This window comes from Streptomyces mutabilis (assembly GCF_014649815.1).
Lineage (GTDB): Bacteria > Actinomycetota > Actinomycetes > Streptomycetales > Streptomycetaceae > Streptomyces > Streptomyces mutabilis.
In genome coordinates this window covers 586,014-608,389 of the sequence record NZ_BMTT01000001.1, presented here as the reverse complement: position 1 = coordinate 608,389, position 22,376 = coordinate 586,014, and the positions used below count along the sequence as shown (strand labels likewise).

At 70.1% G+C, this 22,376-nt stretch carries 16 protein-coding genes and 1 tRNA gene; 8 read left to right on the top strand and 9 right to left on the bottom strand.

Annotated elements, in window-relative coordinates:
• Window positions 1-187 precede the first annotated feature (187 nt).
• Window positions 188-931 (bottom strand): hypothetical protein, encoded by a 744-nt coding sequence (locus IE142_RS38695; RefSeq protein ID WP_370466292.1) that lies wholly within the window; start codon window positions 929-931, stop codon window positions 188-190.
• Between the two features lie 308 nt (window positions 932-1,239).
• Between IE142_RS38695 and IE142_RS02660 the strand changes: the two genes are divergently transcribed.
• Together IE142_RS02660 and IE142_RS02655 are read left to right on the top strand one after the other, a co-directional pair.
• Window positions 1,240-2,082 carry an oxidoreductase gene (locus IE142_RS02660; RefSeq protein WP_191884183.1) on the top strand — a complete coding sequence of 281 codons (843 nt, stop codon included), beginning with the start codon at window positions 1,240-1,242 and terminating at the stop codon, window positions 2,080-2,082.
• 323 nt (window positions 2,083-2,405) lie between these two features.
• A complete protein-coding gene (locus IE142_RS02655; protein ID WP_191884182.1) occupies window positions 2,406-4,382 on the top strand; it encodes a SpoIIE family protein phosphatase in 1,977 nt (658 codons plus the stop codon).
• 364 nt (window positions 4,383-4,746) lie between these two features.
• Here the strand turns inward: IE142_RS02655 and IE142_RS37290 are convergent, their stop codons facing one another.
• The 4 genes from IE142_RS37290 to IE142_RS02640 all read right to left on the bottom strand — a co-directional run bounded on the left by IE142_RS37290 (window position 4,747) and on the right by IE142_RS02640 (window position 9,001).
• The gene (locus IE142_RS37290; protein ID WP_268252946.1) at window positions 4,747-4,881 is read right to left on the bottom strand and encodes a hypothetical protein; all 135 of its coding nucleotides are present in this window, start codon (window positions 4,879-4,881) and stop codon (window positions 4,747-4,749) included.
• Window positions 4,882-5,028: 147 nt separating this feature from the next.
• Window positions 5,029-6,318, bottom strand: a complete 1,290-nt coding sequence (locus IE142_RS02650) for an alkaline phosphatase family protein (RefSeq protein WP_191884181.1) — start codon at window positions 6,316-6,318, stop codon at window positions 5,029-5,031.
• A gap of 73 nt (window positions 6,319-6,391) precedes the next feature.
• Entirely contained in the window at window positions 6,392-8,032 is a 1,641-nt protein-coding gene (locus tag IE142_RS02645; RefSeq protein WP_191884180.1) for an alkaline phosphatase D family protein, read from the bottom strand.
• An 893-nt stretch (window positions 8,033-8,925) separates the two neighbouring features.
• A tRNA-Arg gene (locus IE142_RS02640) sits at window positions 8,926-9,001 on the bottom strand.
• A gap of 321 nt (window positions 9,002-9,322) precedes the next feature.
• Here IE142_RS02640 and IE142_RS02635 point away from each other — a divergent pair.
• The 4 genes from IE142_RS02635 (at window position 9,323) to IE142_RS02620 (ending at window position 15,741) form a co-directional block, all read left to right on the top strand.
• Window positions 9,323-10,930, top strand: a complete 1,608-nt coding sequence (locus IE142_RS02635; protein WP_191884179.1) for a dynamin family protein — start codon at window positions 9,323-9,325, stop codon at window positions 10,928-10,930.
• Between the two features lie 3 nt (window positions 10,931-10,933).
• Complete coding sequence (locus IE142_RS02630) at window positions 10,934-13,381, top strand: GTPase (RefSeq protein ID WP_191884178.1); 2,448 nt, start codon at window positions 10,934-10,936, stop codon at window positions 13,379-13,381.
• Between the two features lie 226 nt (window positions 13,382-13,607).
• Window positions 13,608-14,069: a single-stranded DNA-binding protein gene (locus tag IE142_RS02625; RefSeq protein WP_191884177.1), complete on the top strand. Its 462-nt coding sequence runs from the start codon at window positions 13,608-13,610 to the stop codon at window positions 14,067-14,069.
• Between the two features lie 262 nt (window positions 14,070-14,331).
• Window positions 14,332-15,741 (top strand): Cys-Gln thioester bond-forming surface protein, encoded by a 1,410-nt coding sequence (locus tag IE142_RS02620; protein ID WP_191884176.1) that lies wholly within the window; start codon window positions 14,332-14,334, stop codon window positions 15,739-15,741.
• A 301-nt stretch (window positions 15,742-16,042) separates the two neighbouring features.
• Here IE142_RS02620 and IE142_RS02615 read toward each other — a convergent pair whose 3' ends face one another.
• The 3 genes from IE142_RS02615 to IE142_RS02605 all read right to left on the bottom strand — a co-directional run bounded on the left by IE142_RS02615 (window position 16,043) and on the right by IE142_RS02605 (window position 18,035).
• A complete protein-coding gene (locus IE142_RS02615; RefSeq protein WP_229830125.1) occupies window positions 16,043-17,242 on the bottom strand; it encodes an ABC transporter substrate-binding protein in 1,200 nt (399 codons plus the stop codon).
• A 111-nt stretch (window positions 17,243-17,353) separates the two neighbouring features.
• Window positions 17,354-17,734 (bottom strand): hypothetical protein, encoded by a 381-nt coding sequence (locus tag IE142_RS02610; RefSeq protein WP_107477247.1) that lies wholly within the window; start codon window positions 17,732-17,734, stop codon window positions 17,354-17,356.
• Window positions 17,735-17,882: 148 nt separating this feature from the next.
• A complete protein-coding gene (locus IE142_RS02605) occupies window positions 17,883-18,035 on the bottom strand; it encodes a hypothetical protein (protein ID WP_191884174.1) in 153 nt (50 codons plus the stop codon).
• A gap of 143 nt (window positions 18,036-18,178) precedes the next feature.
• Here IE142_RS02605 and IE142_RS02600 point away from each other — a divergent pair, with 143 nt between their 5' ends.
• A complete protein-coding gene (locus IE142_RS02600; RefSeq protein WP_191884173.1) occupies window positions 18,179-18,421 on the top strand; it encodes a hypothetical protein in 243 nt (80 codons plus the stop codon).
• Between the two features lie 180 nt (window positions 18,422-18,601).
• Here the strand turns inward: IE142_RS02600 and IE142_RS02595 are convergent, their stop codons facing one another.
• Window positions 18,602-19,732, bottom strand: a complete 1,131-nt coding sequence (locus IE142_RS02595) for an HAF repeat-containing protein (RefSeq protein WP_191884172.1) — start codon at window positions 19,730-19,732, stop codon at window positions 18,602-18,604.
• Window positions 19,733-20,706: 974 nt separating this feature from the next.
• Between IE142_RS02595 and ettA the strand changes: the two genes are divergently transcribed.
• Window positions 20,707-22,371: an energy-dependent translational throttle protein EttA gene (gene ettA / locus IE142_RS02590; RefSeq protein ID WP_043372834.1), complete on the top strand. Its 1,665-nt coding sequence runs from the start codon at window positions 20,707-20,709 to the stop codon at window positions 22,369-22,371.
• Window positions 22,372-22,376 lie beyond the last annotated feature (5 nt).

Below are 22,376 nucleotides of genomic sequence, written 5' to 3'. Positions count from 1 at the left end.
AGGGCTTGAGTGCTGTTGAGGTGTTCGAACTCGCAAGGTGTCTGTCCAGGACCCTGCTAGTTACGTACATGCTGTACTCGACCTGCCTTCTGTTTTGGTCGAGTGGGTCACGATACTCATAGCCATCCGTGAGGGTGACCGCCGATGCAGGCTCCTGCTTGCACCAACGTGGCACTCGTTTTTGCGCCTACTTGCGCACCGGGCACCTCGTCGACTGGAGCACAGCCCAGCTCGATATCGTCCTCGACGTGGTCCGCCGCAGCGACAACACACGAGGGTTCCAGATGCTGCCCCGCCGCTGGGTCGTGGAAGATCGTTCGCCTGGTTTCTGCGCAGCCGGCGCCTGGTCCGCGACTACGAACGTCGCCCCGACACCGGCGAAGCCGTCGTCCTGTGGTCGATGACCATGCTCATGAGCCGCCGCCTGGCCGCCGGCACCCGCGTCCTGCCGCGAAGGCGGGACAGGCAGCGTGAACTTGCCCGGTTTCGCCTCGACCAGCCAGCCCCGTTCCACCAGCCGCTTCAGCCGTGCCCTGGCACCTTCGACGCGGGAGACGGTCGCACTGTCCCAGCCCAGCACCACCGCCGCCCGCCGGGCACCGAGCCCGTCGTCTCCCGCATCGACCGCGGCGGCCATCAACGCCCGATAGTCCGGCGACAGCTCCATCACCTCGCTCGCGTGCTGCCGGTGAGGCACCGCCCGGCGCGGCCCGACCACCTTCTTCTGTGACATCTCGCCGGCCACGTCGGCGGACGCGTCCTCCTCGGCCAGCGCCTTCAAGTACTGCTCCAGGCCGATCACCCGGCGCCGGTGCACCTTCCCGGCGTCCCCCAGAGCCGCCCGCACCCGTTCCAGCTCGGCTTCGAGGTGCTTCACTTGCGCGGCTGCAGCCTTCTGCCGCGTCTCCAGCACCGCCCGCATCGACGGCATCCGCCACCTCCACGACTCCTCGCCCGGCAACAGGTCCAGGCTCCCGAAGAACGGCCTCTCACACGCGCAGAGGTGCTGCGCTGCCTCTCCCTGTGCGCCTGTGGACTCGTCGACCTCGACGAGTCCACAGGGGGGTCCTGCCTTACAAGGAAGCGTGCCGACCCGCCGCGAGCCGTGCCATTGGGCGAAGCGATCGAGGCGGCAGCCGCCGTGCGCAGACAAGCTTGCGCGTTTTCGCCAACCATCGGTCTCGACCATTTTCATCTCTTTAGCGTTATAATTGATGTTTGATCCGTAGGAGGACTAATATGTCTGTATGGTTCGTGACAGGAGCTTCCAGGGGCTTCGGCCGGGAAATCGTCCGCGAGGTACTCGCACGCGGTCATCAGGTGGTCGCCACGGCGCGGCGCCCCGAGTCGGTCGCTGAGGCGTTCCCGGACGCTGGCGACGCGCTGGCGCTCGCCCCGCTCGACGTGGTGGACGAGGACCAGGCCCAGGCTTCGGTCGAGGTCGCGCTCGAACGGTTCGGCAAGGTCGATGTGCTGGTCAACAATGCCGGGCGCGGACTGCTCGGCGCGGTCGAGGAAGCCAGCGACGCGGAGGTCCGGGCGGTGTTCGACACCAACGTGTTCGGCTTGCTCGCCGTCACACGCGCGGTGCTGCCGGTCATGCGCCGACAGGGCGCGGGCCGGGTGTTCAACTTCAGCTCGGTTGGCGGAATCGCCGTGGACCAGGGCTGGGGCATTTATGGCGGCACCAAGTATGCTGTCGAGGGAATTTCCGAGGCGATGCGACAGGAATTGGCGCCTCTTGGTGTGCAGGTCACCATCGTCGAGCCAGGTGTGTTCCGGACGGACTTTCTTGACGGCAGTTCGCTCCACACCGTGGCCGCCGAAATCGAGCAGTACCGGGAGACCGCAGGCCGCACTCGAGAGTTCGCCGAGACCACCAACCATCGCCAGGAGGGCGATCCGGTGAAGCTCGCACGCGTCATCGCCGACGTCGCCGAAGCTGATCACCAGCCGGTTCGCCTCCAACTCGGCGCCGACTGCGTGGCCCGCGTGGTCGGTCGGCTCGACGACATCCGCGCCGAACTCGAGCAGTGGCGTCCGGTCGCCGAAAGCACAGCGTTGGATGCGACGGCGCACTGAGACGGCCGTTTCCATGGACCGCTCGAGGGTTGTGCCGTCGTTAGAGCCAGGCGGGGGCTGCGACTGCCACCAAGATCAGGCGAACCGCCAGGTGGGTCGATGGCCACGACAACCAACTCGACGGGCCGGCAAGGACGACCCCACCCACAGCCCTCGCCACCACGCCCCGAACCGCTTCCTGCAATCGGCCGAGCTGATCGACCCGCAACCCGGTGAACGTCTCGACCTACACCATGAGCATGCGGATGCCAGGAAACGCAGTCCGTAGCGGGCGTATCCTCCTGCGGTGGCATGGACCGGCACAGGCGCGGCATACTTGCTGTATGTCCGCTGGCATTCTGGCAGTGTTCGATGCCGATATGGCGGTCTCCGTGTGGACAGTGGCTGCCGAGCGCCTATGGGGCTATACAGCTGATCAGGTGCTGTATGGTCCCGCCGAGGTGTTGCTGGCTTCGAGCGCCGCGGAAGTTTCCCGGTTCTTTGGCGGCAGCCCCTCGTCAGGACATATACGGATCCGCCGCCGCAACGGCCATGAGGCTATTGCATACCTGTGGGCCATTCCTCTGGACTATGACGGTGGCGCGGGCTGGCTCGTGTGGGGGACAAACGCGAGTGGCCAGCCAGGCGTTGATCCGGCCGCGGTAGATGCGTTTCTCAACCACTCGCCGATCAGTCTGGCCATCTGGGACCGGGAATTGCACTGTGTCTGGTTCAATGACGGCGTTCACAACCAGGAGATCTACAGCCCCGAGCCAGAGTTGGGTGGCTATGTCACCGATTTCCTGCGTGCTCGTCACCCAGAGTACTTGAAGCGAGCCATGATGCGCGTCCTCCGCAGCGGTGAGCCGCTGCTCGGGCACGAACTGTGGCCGGCCGAGACCCGGGTTCCCGACTGCTACTACCGCGTCGACCTGCTCCGTGTCGATGGGTCGGACGGTCTACCGCTGGGCGTGTGTTCTGTGGTTGTACAGGCCGGAACCGGGGAGGAAGGCGGGCGACTCCACTTGCTCAATGAGGCGAAGAGCCGCATCGGCACAGATCTTGACCCCTTGGTGACCAGTCAGAGTCTCGCGGAGGCGGCAGTACCGGATCTTGCCGACTACGTCACCATCGACCTCGTGCAGCCTGTGCCACTGCACAAGGAGCCCCTGAGGCGCCTCAAGCCCACCGACATAAGCATTCCCGGCTTCTACCGAGCCGGCGCCGCGTCCATTCACGACGATCTCCGCGAGTCTCTCTGGGCACGCGGAACACCGGTTTACGTACCGCCGGCATCCCCTTTCACAGCCGTACTCGAAACCCATAGGTCTCACTTCGAACCTGTACTCGACACCTCCCCCGGTACGTGGCTTGACAACGACCCGGATCGAGCCCGTGTCATTCACCAAACCGGAATGCACTCCCTCATGATCGTCCCTTTGGAGGCCCGCGGTGCGATGCTCGGCATCGCCGTTTTCGTACGCAGCGAAGACCCGATCCCGTTCAGCAGGGCGGACCTCGCACTCGCAGAGGAACTCGCGGCCCGGGCCGCCCTGATCATCGACAACGCTTTGCGGTTCGCGCGAGGGCGAACCGCAGCGCTCGCCATTCAACGGGACCTGCTACCACGCCACTTGTCAGGGGGCAGCACAGTGGATGTGGCGGGCCGCTACCTGCCAGCGGACACATACAGCGGCGTCGGCGGCGACTGGTTCGACGTCATACGACTATCCGGCGCCCGCGTGGCCCTGGTCGTGGGAGATGTCGTCGGTCACGGCACCCAAGCAGCCGTGACAATGGGACGCCTGCGTGCCAAGACTCGCGCGCTCAGCAAGTTGGAATTGCCGCCCGACGAACTGCTAAGCCTGATGGATGAACTCACGCTCGACATAGCCCGGGACCGTTCCGAAGACGACCCCTCTGCTTTCGGAGCCACTTGCTTCTACGGCGTGTACGACCCGGTAATCAAGCGATTCATCATGTGCAGTGCTGGCCATCCCCCACCCGTGATCGTCTACCCTGACGGATCGGTCGACTTTGCCGAAGTGCCTCCAGGTGCACCCATCGGGGTGGGACTGAACTCCTACGAATCGACGGAGGTGGAGCTGCCGGAAAACACCGTGATAGGGCTGTACAGCGACGGTCTGATCGAGATGGACCACGATATCGGCCGTGGACTACAGCGGTTGCGCACCGCTTTCGCCGACCCCGTCTCCAGCCTGGAGGACCTGTGCACATCTGTCATCGACACATTGGCCCCTGAAGGGCCGGTGGACGACGACATCGCCCTCCTTCTGGCCCGCACTCACGCTGCCGCCTGATCGATAACGGCTGGCGGAATTGACCTTGCGTCTATGGCGCAGAGGGGAAGAAGACGCTTCCGAGCGTCCAGACCAAGGTGTCCGCGCATGGTTCGTCCGCGCCCGGGCCGGAAATCCGCATCGCGACGAGGACGAGCAGCACGGGCATCCAAGTCTTGATGGGTCTTTTGGTCGGCGTCGACATCACCGACCTCCAGAGCCCCGATAGGCAGGGGCCCGCACGGACACGACGAATGGCGGCATGACCGAGGATGCGCCGCGTCTTGCCCGTAGGGCCAGGGCGGAGGGGCGCCCGCCGCGGCCAGCGTAATGTTTGATGACCGCGTCCGGTTGGCCAGGGCGCGATCATCGGTGCCGGTAGCGGTCACCACGCAGGGCTCACCGTGCAGGACGGCGGAGGCGCACTGGCCGGGCCGCGGTCGATCTCGGTGACACCGTGGAGGCCGTGGGCGGCCATGAACCACACCCGGTCCACGTCGACGATCGCCACCGTCGTCATGGGCGCGTCGAAGACACGCGCAACCAGGGAGGCGGTCCGGTCGAATGCGCCGTCGGGCGGTGTGTCCCATATCCGGTGGCGACGGACGGCGGCCGGCCGCGCCTCCTCGGCGACGGACCCCTCCGGCCCGCATCCGCCGGAGGCGCCCTACTTCGCGGCGCGGTCGAAGGCGTCGGTGCGGGCGGTGCCGTCCCAGCCGCCGGAGGGGGCGCGCAGCCCGTACAGGGCGGCGACCGTCGGGGCCACGTCGACCGTGCGGGCCGGAGCGTCGCTCACGTGGCCGCGGCGGACGAGGGGCGAGCCGCCGGAAACGAAGAAGGGGATGGGCAGGGTCGCCGGATGACCGTGGTTGCCGGGGATGGGGTTGGAGTACGGACGCGGGTCGGTGAAGCGGTGGCCGGGGCGGGCGTACGCGACGAGGTCCCCGGCCCGGTCGCCCAGGCGCAGCTCCTCGGGGGCGTGCACTGACAGCACGCCCTCCTGGGCCGCGGTCAGTTCGCGCATCCGTGCGACGGCCCGGTCCCGGAAGTCCTCCGGGCCCGTCCAGTAGAGCAGGTCGGCTCCGCCGTTCTGGGCGATGGCGTACCGGTCCTTCAGCAGCGGGTCGGCGTCCAGGACGGGGGCGAGGGAGACCATCGCGCTGGGGAGCGACCAGTCCATGGAGTGGTCGGCGAGCACGAGGACCACGCTCGTCGACCACTTGCCCGTCTCCACGAGGTGGTCGACCAGCCGCCCGACCTGGTGGTCGGTGGCGGCGAGCGCGCTCTTGCGGGCGGCCTCCACCGTCGTGCCGGTGACGTCGCTGTGGCCGACCCGGTCCACGTCGCCGAAGTTCACGAACACCAGGTCCGGGTCGGAGCCGTCGATCATGGCGATGGCCGCGTCCGCGGTGAAGGAGTCGGGGGCGTGCCCGGTGGCAGGCAGGAGCGGCTCCGGCTTCCACTGGACGTCGGCGCGGGTGCCGAAGATGCCGTACAGGTAGCGCTTGGAGAGCACGGTACCGCCGGTGAGCCCCCTGGCGCGCAGCAGTTCGAAGACGGTCGTCGCCCGCAGGTCCGCCGGCCGGTCCAGGTCGCGCACGGTCCGCTCGGCGGCGTCGTACACGGAGTTGGCGGGTACCTGGGAGCGGTCGGGGCGCACGCCCGTCATCATCATCACGTGGTTGGGGACCGTCTCCATGACCGGCAGCGACTGCGCGGCCGGGTACGTGGTGCCCTCGTCGCGCAGCTTCGACAGCCGCGGCATGAGGACGGGGCGTACCTCGTCCGGGCGGCATCCGTCGACGACCAGGACGTAGGTGCGCCGCCGGGGGCCGGACGGACCGGCGGTGGCCGACTGCGCGCCGACGCCGCCGAGGATGACGCCGCCCGCCCCACCGGCCACAGTGGCCAGGACCTTGCGTCGGGAAGGACCGGGGTGTGCGTGGTGGCGGGGCATGAGGCGTCTCCAGGAGCGTGCGGAAGGGCGGCCCGTCCGGCCGGGGCCGGGACGGGTTGCGGACGGGAGCGGGTCAGTCGGCGAGCGGGGTGGCGGCGGGGGTGACGCGGTTGCTGCCGGCCTCCACCTGCCAGCCGGCGGCGCGGCGCGGGCGGGCGTCCGGGTCGACGGGGTCACTGATGTAGACCCAGTCCATCTGGACGCGCTCGAGGGTGACTTCGAGCAGGGAGTAGCCGTGCGAGTCGAACTCCAGCATCTTGACGTGCCGGTTGGCGGCCTTGATCGACTCCTCGACGGTGATCGAGGTGGTGCGCGGTTCGGACCCGGTGATCTCGTCCAGGTTGTCCGAGGTGACGGACGTGCACACCAGCTCGGTGGCGACCGAGGGTGCCGTCGGGTACGTGCCGGCGTCCAGCGGGAGGTCGGCGGCCCAGGACGAGTGGATGTCGCCGGTGAGGAAGACAGTGTCGTCGATGCCGTTGTCGTGCAGGTGGGAAAGGAGCTCGCGGCGGTCGGCGGTGTAGCCGTCCCACTGGTCGACGTTGTACGGCACTCCCTCGGGCGGCAGCAGGCCCGTCGTGTCGGCGAGCGGCCTGGCGATGCCCTCGGGCAGCGGCGGGAAGAGCACGGGGGCGATCATCACCGGGTTGCCGATCAGCTTCCAGCGCGCCCGCGTGGTGGCGAGGCCGTCCTTGAGCCAGCGCATCTGCTCGTCACCGGTGATGGTGCGCGCGGGGTCGCCGACGGCGTCGAGGTCCCGGTCGTCGACCTGCTTGCTGCGGTAGCTGCGCAGGTCGAGCATGGACAGGTCGGCCAGGGAGCCGAAGGAGAGGCGGCGGTAGAGACGGCGCGGGTCGGGTTCGCGCACCGGCATCCACTCGCCCCAGGCCCGGCGGGCGGCGGCCCGGCGGTCCTGCCAGTCGCCCTCGGTCCCGGGCGTGTGGTTCTCCGCCCCGCCGGACCACGCGTCGTTGGCGGACTCGTGGTCGTCCCAGGTGACGATGAAAGGGGCGGCGGCGTGCAGGGCCCGCAGGTCGGGGTCGGCCTTGTACTGCGCGTGGCGGCGGCGGTAGTCGGAGAGGGTCACCATCTCCTTGTCCGGGTCGTGCGCGCGTCCGATCTCCGAGCCCGGACCGTATTCGCCGTCCGCGTACTCGTAGAGGTAGTCGCCCAGGTGCAGCACCGCGTCCAGGTCGGAACGCGCGGCCAGGTGGCGGTAGGCCGAGAAGAAGCCGGCCATGTAGTTGGCGCAGGAGACGACGCCGAAGCGGAGCGAGGACACCGCCGCGCCGGGGGCCGGCGCGGTCCGGGTACGGCCGACGGGGGAGGTCCGGCCCTCGCAGACGAAGCGGTACCAGTACGTGGTGGCCGCGTCGAGGCCGTCGACGTCGACCTTGACCGTGTGGTCGGCCTGCCGGCCGGCGATGGCCGAGCCGCGTCGGACGACACGGCGGAACTCGCGGTCGGCGGCGACCTCCCAGCGGACGGAGACGGTGGGGCCCGTTCCCGAGCCGGGCTGTGCCTCGGGAACGGGCGTGACCCGGGTCCACAGGACGACGGCGTCTGGCAGCGGGTCACCCGACGCCACCCCGTGGCCGAAGACCCCGTCGGACCCGGGGGCCGCGCCGGCGTGCAGGACGGTCAGGGGGGAAGCGACTCCGACGACCGTGAAGCCGGTGGCGGACAGGAAGCGGCGGCGGTTGAGGAATGACACATTCCGTTTTTAGTGAGCAAGGGTGACCGCTTGGGTAACGAAAGGTGATGCCGGAGCCAACGACCGGTTCCGCCGGGGCCGCGAAGGCGCGGGGGCGCCGGTGGGCGGGCACGGCGATCAGTACCACAGGGGCCGGATGCACTTCATGGTCTGCGGCCGAGGGCTTCACCGGGTGGTGTGCACTCCGGGCGGAGACCGGTGTAGCGGAGGGTCGCGAAGAAGGTCCGATAGTGGGGGCTCCGCCGCAGGGGCCGTTTGCCGATCCAATCGAGGACGCGGTGACCTGCTCAGCGTTCAGCAGGGAACGTGCGTCGATGGCCTGAGCGACCTCGGGGCCGTCGCGCTCCATGTGAGCGATGTCACGCTGCCCGATACGAGCCGGGGCGAGTTCATGGTCCTCAACGACCGGCTCGGGATCGGCAGCCGATGGACCGGCGGTGGAGAGCCCCACGACGACCGCGACCTGGAAGGGGCGAGCGGAGGGCGACCCGGACTGTGCCCGTACACCCTGAGCTCGTCGCTTCCTTGACGAAGTCACCGTCCAGTACGAGCCCGAGCCGACCGACCTCCGCTTCGGCAGGCTGGCGGGCTCGGTGTCCCGACGGGTCTGGGACAAGGCCCGAGGGAAGGTTCTCCGGCCCCACGAGTACGAGTCGTAGGCCGGTAAGCGCGTGTACTGCTGCCGCCACACCTGCCTCACCGCGTGGCTCGACAGGGGCATACCCCCGGCTCAGGTCGCCGAGTGGGCCCGGGGGGCAGACACCCGTAGAGGCCCGGTTTCAGCCGGGGCTACCCGGACTCCCGCGCCTTTCGGTGTACCGGGCCAGGCTGGGAACTGCGAAGGTCGGACACGGCTTGACCGGGCGCAATGGGGTTCCTCGCCAAACGGGCAGTGGCGCCCCCGGCAGGACTCGAACCTGCGGCCAAGCGCTTAGAAGGCGCCTGCTCTATCCACTGAGCTACGGGGGCCTGGTGTGGTGGCCTCGTTCGTGGTGCCCGGGTGTGGGCTGATCCGTGACGTTGCCGGGGACAAGGATAGGGCTCCCGGCTCCATGTCCCTGATGCTCCTCCTCCGTGGCTCGATGTGGAGGTTCGGTGAAGCGGTTCCGATAATCGCAGGCAGGTACGAATCGTGCACCGCTTTTGACGTCTCACGCATCGGGTGTTGTGCACTCGTTATGCCTGGACTGAGCTCGCGTCCCAGTAATCCCTTCCGCCTGAAGTGTCCGGTCGGCGCGCAGGCATACTCATATGCTTCAGAATTCCCCTGAAATTGGGCATTCTTCACATGTGGTGACCTTGGACGTACGGCCTCAGCTGCTCGACGCACTCTCCGCCCTGCGCGACCGTGTCGCGGCCGCACGCTTCCCGCTGCCCCTGGCGGGGGCCCCACGCGCGCGTGCCAACCGCGACGAACTGCTCGCACAGCTCGACGACTACTTGGTGCCCCGGCTGAAGGAACCCGAAGCGCCCCTGCTGGCCGTCGTCGGCGGCTCCACCGGCGCCGGTAAGTCCACGCTGGTGAACTCCCTGGTGGGCCGTCGGGTAAGCGAGGCGGGCGTACTGCGGCCCACCACCCGCACGCCGGTGCTGGTCTGCCATCCGGAGGACCATCACTGGTTCAGCGGTATGCGGGTGCTGCCCGACCTGACGCGCGTGTGGGTGCCCCACCGGGAGCCCGACGACGACCTGCTCCTGCCGGGCGAGAACCCCACGCGCGTCCTGCGCGTCGAGACCGCCGACAGCCTCCCGCCGGGCATCGCCCTACTGGACGCACCGGACATCGACTCCCTCGTCGCCGACAACCGCGTCCTGGCGGCCGAGCTGCTCTGCGCCGCCGACATCTGGGTGATGGTCACCACGGCCGCCCGGTACGCCGACGCCGTCCCGTGGCATCTGCTGCGTACCGCCAAGGAATACGACGCCACTCTCGTCACCGTCCTCGACAGGGTGCCCCACCAGGTGGTGGCCGAGGTGTCGCGGCAGTACGCCGCACTGCTCACCAAGGCCGGGCTCGGCGACGTCCCCCGCTTCACCGTCCCGGAGCTGCCCGAGTCCGCCTGGGGCGGCGGGCTGCTGCCGGCCAGCGCCGTGGCGCCGCTGCGGACCTGGCTCGCGCACCGGGCGCAGGACCTCGGTGCCCGGCACGACGCCATGGCCCGTACGGCGCACGGCATCCTGGACTCGCTCAAGTCCCGGATGCCCGAACTGGCCGGTGCCACCGCCGCGCAGTACGCCGCCGCGCTCCGGCTCACCGCCGCCGTCGACGGCGCCTACGACGGCGAGCACGCGCGCGTACGGAGCAGGTTGCAGGCGGGAGCCGTGCTCGCCGGGGACGCGCTGAAGCGGTGGCGGGCGTTCCCCCTCGACTGCACCCCCGAGGAACTGCTCGACTCGCTGGTGGAGAGCCTCACCGCCCTGCTGCTGTGCTCCGTGACCGCCGCCGACGAACGGGTCGACGAAACCTGGCGGCGCGAACCGGCCGCCGCCGCCCCGGAACTCGCGGGCCGCGACCCGGCGCCGGAGAGCGCCGAGCACCGCATCGGCATGGCCGTTCGGCGGTGGCGCCGGGAGCTGGAGGAGTACGCCGAGGACGAGGTCCGCGAGCTCGACCGGAACCTGGCCCCGGACCCCGCCGTCGTGGCCGCCCTGGTCGCCACCGTGCTGCTGGGCGGACGGCGGGGGCGCAGCGCCGGGGAGCGGCTCGCCGAACGGATCGGCGCCCACGGCGCGCTGCGGCTGCGTGACCGGGGCGGGCGGCTGCTCGACGAACACGTGGACCGGGTCCTGCACGTCGAGCGCGAGCGCAGGCTGGCACCGCTCGACGGGCTCGAGGTCCATCCCGAGCCCCAGGCCGAACTCATCGCCGCGCTGTCCGTACTGCAGAAGGAGAGGTGACCGGTGACCGCCGTCACTGATCAGGACCCCACCGAGCACACCGGCCACACGACCGGGGAAGTGGTCCCGGCCGGCCGGCCGGACCAGGCGGGTCGGTCGGAGCAGGCCTCGGCCTCGGAGGGTCGGTCGGAGCAGGCCTCGGCCCTGGAGGGTCGGTCGGAGCAGGCCTCGGCCCTGGAGGGTCGGTCGGAGCTGGGCTCGGCCCTGGCGGGTCGGGCGGACCGGGGAGGCCGGTCGGGTCAGCCATCGGCGCAGCCGGCGGACGAGTCGGGCCGTTCGGGCACGACGGACCGGTCGGGGCCCGGGAACGGCCAGGAGCCGGACCGGGACGCCACGGAGCGCGTCACCGCGCGGGGGGACGTCGCCGGGGACGCGACCGGAGAGGACGCCGGGGGCGCAGGGCGGGGCGCGCCCTCGCAGAAGCGCGGGGGCGAGCGCCACTCACGCGGGTACCACGCGCGTGCGATGGACGCGGCGGTGTCACGGCGTACGGAGCGCGACCGGGAGCGGGACGGGGCGTGGGGCCGGATCGGGGAATCGGGCCGGGACCGGAACGGAGATGCGGGCGCCAAGCGCCGGGCGGCTTCGGAGCGTGAGGCGGCCGTGGGACACGAGTCGGTCTCCGGGCGTCCGGTGGCTTATGAGCAGGCAGTGCCTTCCGTGCCTGCGGTGGCTTCCGGGCACTCGGTGGTCTCCGAGCGCGCGGTGGGTGCACCGCCCGGCTCCGCGGACGGAGGCGAGGGCGCCTGGGGTGACGGGCTGATCGCGCGGCGGGTGGACGAGAGGAACGGCGGAACGGACCCGTACTCCGTCGTGCCGAGCAGGCCCGCCGGTTCCTCGGCCGCCTTGATGCCGCTGGCGTACGACGGACAGCTCAGGTCGCGGCTCGACGCGCTGCGCGAACTGGTGGGCCTGTCCCGCACCCGGCTCGACACCGGCACGCTGGGCGAGGCGGGCCGGGTCCTGGACGAGGCCGCCGCGCGGCGCAGGCTCTCCGGGCAGCACACCGTCGTCGCCATCGCGGGCGCCACCGGCAGCGGCAAGTCGCAGCTGTTCAACACGCTCGCCGGGGTGACGATCTCCGAGACGGGCGTCCGCCGGCCGACCACCGCGGCACCCATCGCCTGCAGTTGGAGCGACGGCGCGGCCAGCCTCCTGGACCGGCTGAGCATCCCCGGCCGGCTGCGCCGCCGCCCGATCCAGTACCCGGACTCCTCCGGGTCGCCGCTGCGCGGGCTGGTCCTGATCGACCTGCCCGACCACGACTCGGCGGCCGTGCAGCACCGCGAGCAGGTGGACCGCATCCTGCGGCTCGTCGACGCCGTGATCTGGGTGGTCGACCCGGAGAAGTACGCCGACGCCGTGCTCCACGAGCGCTATCTGCGGCCGATGGCAGGCCACGCGGAGGTCACCTTCGTCGTCCTCAACCAGGTCGACCGGCTGCCCGGGGAAGCCGCCGAACAGGTCCTCGACGACCTGCGGCGCCTGCTCGACGAGGACGGCATCGCGCTCGGAGAGCACGGCGAACCCGGAGCGACCGTGCTCGCCCTCTCCGCGCTGACCGGTGAGGGCGTCGGCGAACTGCGCGAGATGCTCGGCCAGTTCGTCGCCGAACGGCAGGCTCCGGCGCGCCGCATCTCGGCCGACGTGGACGCCGCCGCGCGCGACCTGCGGCCCGTGTACGTCACCGGGCAGCGGACCGGGCTCAGCGAGGAGGCGCGGGAGGAGTTCGCCGACCGGCTCGCGGACGCGGTGGGCGCCACCGCGGCGGGCGAGGCGGCCGAACGCGCCTGGCTGCGCAACGCCAACCGCGCTTGCGGCACCCCTTGGCTGCAGCTGTGGCGCTGGTACCACGACCGGCGCGAGCCCCCCACGGGACGGCTTCCGCTGCGCTCCCAGGTGGACGAGGAGGCCACGGCCCGGCAGCGCGTCGAACAGGCGGTGCGTACGGTGTCGGAGCGGGCGTCGGCCGGGCTGCCGACGCCGTGGGCGCAGGCCATGCGCGAGGCCGCGGTCCGCGGCGCCCAGGGGCTGCCCGAGGCCCTGGACGAGCTGGCGGTGCGCACGGGACTGCCGCCGGGTCGTCCGCCGCGGCCGGGCTGGTGGCCGGTGGCGGTGCTGGGCCAGGCGTCCATGACCCTTCTTCAGGTGGTGGGAGGACTGTGGCTGCTGGGGCAGATCATCGGGTTCGTGCCGCCTGATCTCGGCGTGCCGGTGCTACTGATGCTGGCCGGGATCATCGGCGGCCCGCTCATCGAGTGGAGCTGCCGCATCGCGGCACGCGGCCCGGCCCGGCGCTACGGCCACGAGGCGGAACGCCTGCTGCGCGAGGCGGCCGCGGGCTGCGGCCGTGCCAGGGTGCTGGACCCGCTGGCGGCGGAGTTGCTGCGGTACCGGGAGGTACGGGAGCAGTACGGGCGGGTCACGGGCGTGGGGGCCGTGGCGAGGTAGCGGAGAGTGCGGCCGCACCGCCCGAAGGAGTGGCGGAGTTCTCCACAGACCCGGAGCCGGTCCACAGCGCTCAGCGGGCCGGCCCGGACGGAGGCAGTCTGACCTCGGGCGATCGCGACGGACGCGGTCGTCACGGCAACGGCGGTGGCGGGAGCACGCGGAGGTGGTGCCCGCCGCGCCGGAGCAGCCGTACGGGACGCCCCCGTACGGGGAGGGAGGACTCGCGATGAACGAGACGATGATCTGCGCGGTGGGCAACGTGGCGACCCAGCCGGTGTTCCGGGAGCTGGCGAGCGGGCCGTCGGCGCGGTTCCGGCTGGCGGTCACCGCGCGCTACTGGGACCGGGAGAAGAGTGTGTGGACGGACGGCCACACCAACTTCTTCACGGTGTGGGCCAACCGGCAGCTCGCCACCAACGCGTCGTCGTCGCTGGCGGTGGGCGACCCCGTGGTGGTCCAGGGCCGGCTGAAGGTACGCACGGACGTGCGCGAGGGGCAGAACCGGACCTCGGCGGACATCGACGCGGTGGCGATCGGCCACGATCTGGCACGCGGTACGGCGGCGTTCCGGCGCGCGGGCAGGACCGAAGCAGCCGCCTCCCCGCCGCAGCCGAACTGGGAGGCACCGGCTCCGGATCCGGCCGCTCCAGCCACCGCACGGCGGCCGGAACCCGCGGCCGTGGCATGACACAGGCGACCCACCGGAGGTGACCGAAGCGCGGCTTATCGGCGAATACGCCTCGGATGCACTCGGGTTGATTTGTCGATAAGCCCTGCTCATGGCTCTGTCGGCGATAACGATTCCGATTCGGATCATCGCGTGGGCGAACATCACCGGCGGACACGGTGCGTCATGTCCTTAGGATGCCGAACGAGCCCCGAGGGGCTGCTGATTCTGCTGGTGGGACCGTGCCCCCCACGCCAACGGGTCCTGCTCGAAGGGGAATTTGGTGTTTTCTACGCTCGCTGTGCTGTCCCTGCCAGGCCGAGGAGCGGCGCGACGCGCCGCCACGGCGTTGGTGTCCGCGGTCGCCGCCGCAGGGGTGGTGACCGGTGCCGGCCCGGCAGCCGCGGCACAGGACGGGGCGGCACAGGGGCAGGGCGGGGCGACGGCCACCATAGGTGGCCTCAAGACACACGGCACCGCGGTCATCCACGGCGCCACCGGCGACCAGGAGGTGCCGGCCGGCCTGTTCGAGATGTCCGTCGACGGCGGCGGCATGCTGCAGACGTACTGCGTCGACATCCAGAACCCCACGCAGAAGGACGCCAAGTACCGCGAGACGGCCTGGAGCGGCACATCGCTGGGCACCAACAAGGACGCCGGCCGCGTCCGCTGGATCCTGCGCAATTCCTACCCCCAGGTCAACGACCTCGCCGCGCTCGCGAAGAAGGCCGGCGTCCGCGGCGCCCTCACCGAGCAGGACGCGGCGGCCGGCACACAGGTGGCCATCTGGCGGTACTCGGACGACACGGACGTCGAGGCCACCGACCCCGAGGCCGAGCGGCTCGCCGATTACCTGGAGAAAAACGCCCGCGACCTCGCGGAGCCGAACGCGTCGCTCTCCCTGGACCCGCCCGCGGTCTCGGGCCGCCCCGGTGAGCGGCTCGGCCCGGTGACGGTGCGCACCAACGCCGACGGTGCGACGGTGACCCCACCGGTCGACGCCACCGCGGGTGGCGTGCGGATCGTCGACCGGAACGGCGCCCCCGTCACCTCCGTCACCAACGGCACGCAGATCTTCTTCGACGTGCCGGAGGATGCGGACCCCGGCACCGTCGGACTGACCGTCCAGGCCTCGACCACCGTGCCGGTCGGCCGCGCCTTCGCCTCCGAGAGCCGCAGCCAGACCCAGATCCTGGCCGGCTCCAGCGAGTCGACGGTCACGGCGACGGCGACCGCCACCTGGGCCGGCCAGGGCGCGATACCCGCTTTGTCCGCGAGGAAGAACTGCGCCGAGGGCGCCCTGGACATCACCGCGTCCAACAAGGGCGACGAGGACTTCACCTTCGAGCTGCTGGACACCGAGTACACCATCGCGGCGGGCGAGTCCCGGACGGTGACGGTCCCGCTGCCGGAGGACCGGCCCTACGACTTCACCGTCCGCGGCCCGGCCGGCTTCGAGCAGCGCTTCTCCGGCGTCCTCGACTGCCGCACCCGGACCGCAACCCTCGGCGACACCACCCACACCCTCACCGAACCGGTCCCCTCCGCCCCGGTCGAGCCCTCCAGCGCGAACCCCAACCTCGCTGAGACCGGCAGCTCCGGCGTGACCCCCCTGATCGGCGGCACGGCCATCGGCCTCGTCGTGATCGGCGGCGCGGTACTGCTGGTCCTCCGCCGGAGGGACGAGCAGTGACCGCGGGTGCTTCGGCACCGGCGAGGGAGTGAGGGGGAGGGGCAGGCACCAGGACGAGGGGGGTGCCCGCACCAGTGCTCCGGAGGAGGGAGTGAGCCGTGGGGACGGCGTTCGCGACCACGAACCATGGCCCGGTAGCGCTCGGGGAGGCCGGCCTGTACGCCGAAGACCCAGGGCCACGCGATCGCCAGCCGCTTCGAAGGGCTGGTCACCCGCTACAAGGCCGGAGTCCACCTCCCCCCACTGGGCCTCTGGCTCCGCGACCGCATCAGGCTCGTGCTAGCGACGCCACATCAATGGTTCAGGTGGGCTGGAGTTCGCCGGTGACGGGGACGTCGGGGGCGTCGTGGTTGGTGACGATGACGAGGTTCGGGCCTTTCGGACCGGGGCGCCACTGGCCGCCGGCCAGGCTGAGGAGCGCGATGTTGGGGGTGGGCCCCCGCTTCCAGTCGAGGCTGCCCGCGATGGTGGCCAGGGACGTGCCTGCGAGAGTGTGGGCGACGGCGGCATGGTCGGTGGGATCGTTGGCGGTGGTGAGGGCGTGGTGGGCGGTTTCCACGAGGGCATGAGCCAGTCCGAGGGGCTGCAGCCAGGATTCGCCGGTGTCGCGTTGGTAGGCGTGGGCGAGATCGGCGCAGGTGGTGCCGTCGAGGCTGGAGCGGTAGGGGTGGTTGGGGCTCCAGTAGACGAGGGTTGCGACGCGGGCGTCGGCGAGTTCGTCGTGGATGCCTGGGGCTGTGGTGGTGTGGGTGTGGGGGTAAGTCAGCCACCGCGAGCAGGTGATCAGCCGGGGCCGTAGCCCGGCCTGGCGTGCCTGGTGGTGGAAGAGGGCCAGGTCAGTGGCGGTGGCGGCGCTGGTGACGATGTCGACGCCGTGTTCCCGCATCCGGCCGACCTGCGTGTGGAAGTCGGTAGCGGGTTCGCGGTAGGGGCCAAGGTCGGCCAGGGTGTGTCCGCGCGCGGACGTCACCGGGGCGAATCCGTACTCGTGGTGACGGAGCAGGGTGCCTTGGAGGTCGTCGTTCCACAGGCAGCCGGCGGTGTGGGGGCCGTCGATCTGTTCCCACATCCGGGCGAAGACGGTGGCGATGTCGTCCAGTCCCCACGCGAAGTGGTAGGTCCATCGGAAGGTATGCCCCCGGTCAGCGCCACGGGAGTGGACGTAGGCCTGCCACGGGAAGGTGGTCGACAGGCACGGAACGCCCAGTTCCTCGCACGCGTCCGCAACAGCCGGCAGGACCTGTGTGCCGGCCATGGTCAACACGATGTGTGCCTGGTCGGCGGTGACCAGGTCGTGGACGGCCTGCCGCGCCGCCGCGGGGTCGGAACGGCTGTCGCGAACGGCGATAGTCACGTCGTAGCGGCGGTTGCCGTTCCGGACGTGGGCCAGCTGCGGCGCCAACGCCTTCAGGACGTACGTCAGCGGCTTGCCCAACGGGGCCAGACGCCCCGTCAAAGGTGCCACCACGCCGATCGTCAACCGGGCCGAGGCTGTGCTCACCCGTACTACCTGCTTTCTCATCGCTCGCCGGGAAAGGGTCGGTGCACCGTGACGGCGGACGACGTCACGGTGCACCGACCCCGTAGGTGGGCCTGTGTCGGCCTCTTCGGATCAGTGGCTGGACCGGTCCACGGTGACGCACGTGGTGCGGCTCATCACCGACACCGTCTCGTTGCCGCAGTTGTTGCTGTGGCCCGAGGCGTTGCGGGCGAACAGCAGGTTGGACAGGATCCCGCCGCTGGGGCCGGCCTGGTCACCGCCGCCGCTCTCACCGGTGTCCTCGGACAGACACGTGCGGTCCTTGAACAACGCCACCTTGCCCGTCCCGCACAGGTTGGCGTGACCGGAGGAGTTCCTGCCGGACAGGTTGGACAGCACACCCCCCGGCCCCGCGTCCCTGTCACCGGCCTGCGCCTCCGCCACACCCACGGGCGTCGCCAACACCATCCCCACCATCGAGGCCACCACCGCGATACGCCGCGCACCGAACATCCGCACCCTGATTCCTCCCCATCTGCCGTTCCCGGCCGCGTCGGCCGGTCCACCACCCATAACGACGTGCCGGCCCAATGGCATGGCCCCCGAGCCGGTGAATCACCAGCACGACGGTTGATCAACCCCCCGAAAGCAGACACATAGCTCAGACCGTTGACATCGGCTGATGGGGGTACTCGATCGTCGGCTTGCCGGGGGAAGCCGCCTTGCCGGGGGAAGCCGCCTCGATGCTCCCGGTCGTGTGCACACGGGCCACGGGGAGGGACGGCAGGCCGACGCCGGTGACGGCGCCGGACACTCTCCTCGAAGGAAGCCACCAGAATGTCGTGCCCGGAGTCCCGGAGCGCTGAGGCGAGGGGCCCGATCGCGAACGCGCTGGCCGGGATCGTACGCGCCGCGTGAGTGCCCCGCGCGACTGGTGGCGAAGTGGCTCCCGGGGGCGTGAGTTTCCAGGCGATCGGCGACCGGATCACCAGCATCCAGATGGGCGCCTGGTCGTGGTCGGCGCTCATCTGGATGCTGGTCGTCTTCAGTTGCCGCTTCACCGTGGCCGTGGAAGGGCCGCCCCAACTCGTCGAGGCGGCCCGAAAATTGACGGGCCGCATCGACGTCGAGGTAACCCGGCCCGACGGTAAGCCGAGGCCGGGCCGGAGTCCAGAGCTGTCGGCGGGAACGCCGGGCTGAGCGCACACCCTGCCCGAAGGGGGACGGAGCCCTCGTGCAGGCTGCGGCAGTGCCGGCTAAAGGGCGACGGAGTTCACCGGGCCATGCTCGGCATCGCCCGGCTGCACGACCTGGCCCTCACTGGACAACTCCCACCTCATCCGGGACGACCTCTGACTCTTCCGCACGTGAGGTGCTGAGTCAGTCATTGGGCACCAGCATGAAGGCGCGTACCGGAGCCGTCTTGTCGGAGGGGCAGTTATAGCTGCATGTGGACCCGACGACGGTTCCGTCGTTGCTGATCGCCCGCGCGTGACTCAGCAGGACACCGGTAGGCAGGTTCGCCACCCGATCGTTCAGGTCGATCATCTCGTCGCCGTTCCACAGGAACGCCCGCGCCGGTTCCGTGGGCGTCGGCCCGGCCTGGCCGACCACCTGGCCGCGGTCGTTGATCCCGTAGGCGTAACTGCTGTTCTCCTTGCCGCCGAGCGTCCCCAGCTCACGCATCACGCCCTCCTCCCACAGAAAAGCGTGCATGTGGCCGTCAACGGTCTGGGAGTTGCCGACGATCTGACCGGCGGTGTTGATGTCACGCGCCTCGGTGGCCTCAGCGTTGCCCCCCAGGGTCCCGAGGTCCCGCATGACGCCGTTCTCCCACACGAAGCCGTGCAGCGGGTGCCCGGACTCCGGCAGCGCCGCCCCGACGACCTGGCCGCCGTCGTTGACGGCGTAGGCGATGCTCTCCGTGACGTAGGGACGATCGGACCGGCCGCCGAGAGTGCCGAGGTCACGTATGGTCCCGTTCTCCCAGAGGACCGCCCGCCGGGGCGCCTCCGGGGCAACCGACCGGACGCCGACGACCTGGCCGGCGGAGTTGATGTCCTCGGCACTGCTCATGCTGCCCGGCCCGTATCCCGTCCCCAGGTCGATCGTCGAGCCGTCGCGGTGGAGGAACGCGTGGGACGGGTCGGTGGAGGTGACGCTCGTATGTCCGACGACGTGGCCGGCGTCGTTGAGGCCGTTGGCGAAACTTCGGGCGTACGGATCGTCCGAGATCGGTGCGAGGTCGCTCATGGTCCCGGCCTTCCACGTGAACCCGTGGCGGGACGGTCCCGCGGTGGTGGAATTGCCGACGGCCTGTCGTGAGTCGTTGACGTCCGCGCCGACACTGATACTGACGCCGTATCTGTTGGTGCCCAGCACTCCGAGGTCGACGTACGTGTACGTCGTGACGCTCGAGGGCGCCGGGTGCGCCGCGTGAGCGGCCGGGGCTGTGGCGAGCGTCGCCGACGCCACCGTGAGCAGGGCAAGGAATCGAGATCTCCGTCGCATGACCCCAGCCTTCAGCAACACTGCCGACGCGCACAGAGGTTGATCCCTTACGAAACGCTTACCGATCACGTACGAATACCGGGCGGTTGACGTCTGACCTCGGAGACACACCGGCGTTCCCGGGGGCCTACCCGGTTCGGCTCGTAAGCCCGGACACTGGACGGGACCCGCTGCCCGGCCGGTCGCTGCCTTCGCGGCCGGATCGTCAACCTCTGCCGGCCGGCCTTCGTCGGCCGGGCCCGGCACCAGCGGCCCTGGCCAGCAGGCCTCGCTCGGTGAGGCGGGGCGCGGCTGACGGCTGCTGCGGCTGCGTGGTACCCCCGTGCGCCGATTTACATCGGGCGTGATCCGCCGAACAGTGCCTACTCGTCAGGTGCTCGCGAATCCGCCGGTCCACCTCGTACTCGGGCCAGATCATGGACAGTTCACGCTTGCCGGGGCCGAGCGCCGGCATGCAGCGGCATCCCTGGCGGTCGTAGATCGAATGTCCGAGGCGGTGCTCATCTCGGCGCGACGGCATCGAGCCAACCGGCGAGCGCGGAGAAGTCGGCGTCTTCGAGGCCCTTGGCCGGGTCGACGCGATGAAGCAGTGACGGCCCGGGGTGGCCGGCAGCGGCCCAGGGGCGGTCCATGCCGCTGATCTCGTCATCGATCCAGATGAACGGCCGGCCGTCCGGATCAGTGGGCCATCGACGTCGAGGAAGAGGGGAGAGGGCACTCCGCTACGGCGGTCACGGCGGCACGATCGCCCGGCTCGGTGGGCAAGCGGCACCCTCGGGCCGGGCCGTCTGCGGGCCGTGCCAGGGTGCCCGAGGCCGACCGGCGACGACCGACAGTGATAGCAGGGTCTCAGACACCTCCACGAAACCGCAGGTCAGAACCCCCGCGGCATACGCGTTTCCTCCCAGGGGTGGCGGTGCGGCAAGATGGGGTGTATCTGCCCACTGCCTGATCAAGCTGCCGGACGGTTTCTCTTGGCTGAGTTCATTTACACCATGCGCAAGGCGCGCAAGGCGCACGGCGACAAGGTGATCCTCGATGACGTCACCCTGAACTTCCTGCCTGGCGCCAAGATCGGTGTTGTCGGTCCCAACGGTGCCGGTAAGTCGACCGTTCTGAAGATCATGGCGGGGCTGGAGCAGCCGTCGAACGGTGACGCGTTCCTGTCGCCGGGCTACACGGTCGGCATCCTGCTGCAGGAGCCCCCGCTCAACGAGGAGAAGACCGTCCTGGAGAACGTCCAGGAGGGTGTCGCCGAGGTAAAGGGCAAGCTCGACCGGTTCAACGAGATCGCCGAGCAGATGGCGACCGACTACTCGGACGCGCTGCTGGAGGAGATGGGCAAGCTCCAGGAGGAGCTCGACCACGCCAACGCCTGGGACCTCGACGCCCAGCTCGAGCAGGCCATGGACGCGCTGGGCTGCCCGCCCGGCGACTGGCCGGTCGGGAACCTCTCCGGTGGTGAGAAGCGGCGTGTGGCGCTGTGCAAGCTGCTGTTGGAGGCCCCCGACCTGCTGCTCCTCGACGAGCCCACCAACCATCTCGACGCCGAGTCGGTGAACTGGCTGGAGCAGCACCTCGCCAAGTACGAGGGCACCGTCGTGGCCGTGACCCACGACCGGTACTTCCTGGACAACGTGGCCGGCTGGATCTGCGAGGTCGACCGCGGCCGCCTGCACGGCTACGAGGGCAACTACTCCAAGTACCTGGAGACCAAGGCCACCCGTCTCAAGGTCGAGGGGGCGAAGGACGCCAAGCGGCAGAAGCGCCTCAAGGACGAGCTGGACTGGGTGCGGTCGAACGCCAAGGGGCGGCAGGCCAAGTCCAAGGCGCGTCTGGCGCGTTACGAGGAGATGGCCGCCGAGGCCGACAAGATGCGGAAGCTGGACTTCGAGGAGATCCAGATTCCGCCGGGCCCGCGGCTGGGCAACGTCGTCGTGGAGGTCAACAACCTCAGCAAGGCCTTCGGAGAGAAGGTGCTGATCGACGACCTCTCCTTCACGCTGCCGCGCAACGGCATCGTCGGTGTCATCGGGCCGAACGGCGCCGGCAAGACCACGCTGTTCAAGATGATCCAGGGCTTCGAGGAGCCGGACTCCGGTTCCATCAAGGTCGGCGACACGGTCAAGATCTCCTACGTCGACCAGAGCCGCGAGAACATCGACCCGAAGAAGACCCTGTGGGCCGTCGTGAGCGACGAGCTGGACTACATCAACGTGGGGCAGGTGGAGATGCCCTCGCGGGCCTACGTCTCCGCCTTCGGGTTCAAGGGGCCGGACCAGCAGAAGCCCGCCGGGGTGCTCTCCGGCGGTGAGCGCAACCGCCTCAACCTCGCGCTCACCCTCAAGCAGGGCGGCAACCTGCTGCTCCTCGACGAGCCGACCAACGACCTCGACGTCGAGACGCTCTCCAGCCTCGAGAACGCCCTGCTCGAGTTCCCCGGGTGTGCCGTGGTCGTCTCCCACGACCGGTGGTTCCTGGACCGGGTCGCCACCCACATCCTCGCCTACGAGGGCGAGTCCAAGTGGTTCTGGTTCGAGGGCAACTTCGAGTCGTACGAGAAGAACAAGATCGAGCGGCTGGGGCCGGACGCCGCGCGTCCGCACCGCGCCACCTACAAGAAGCTGACCCGGGGCTGATCGAT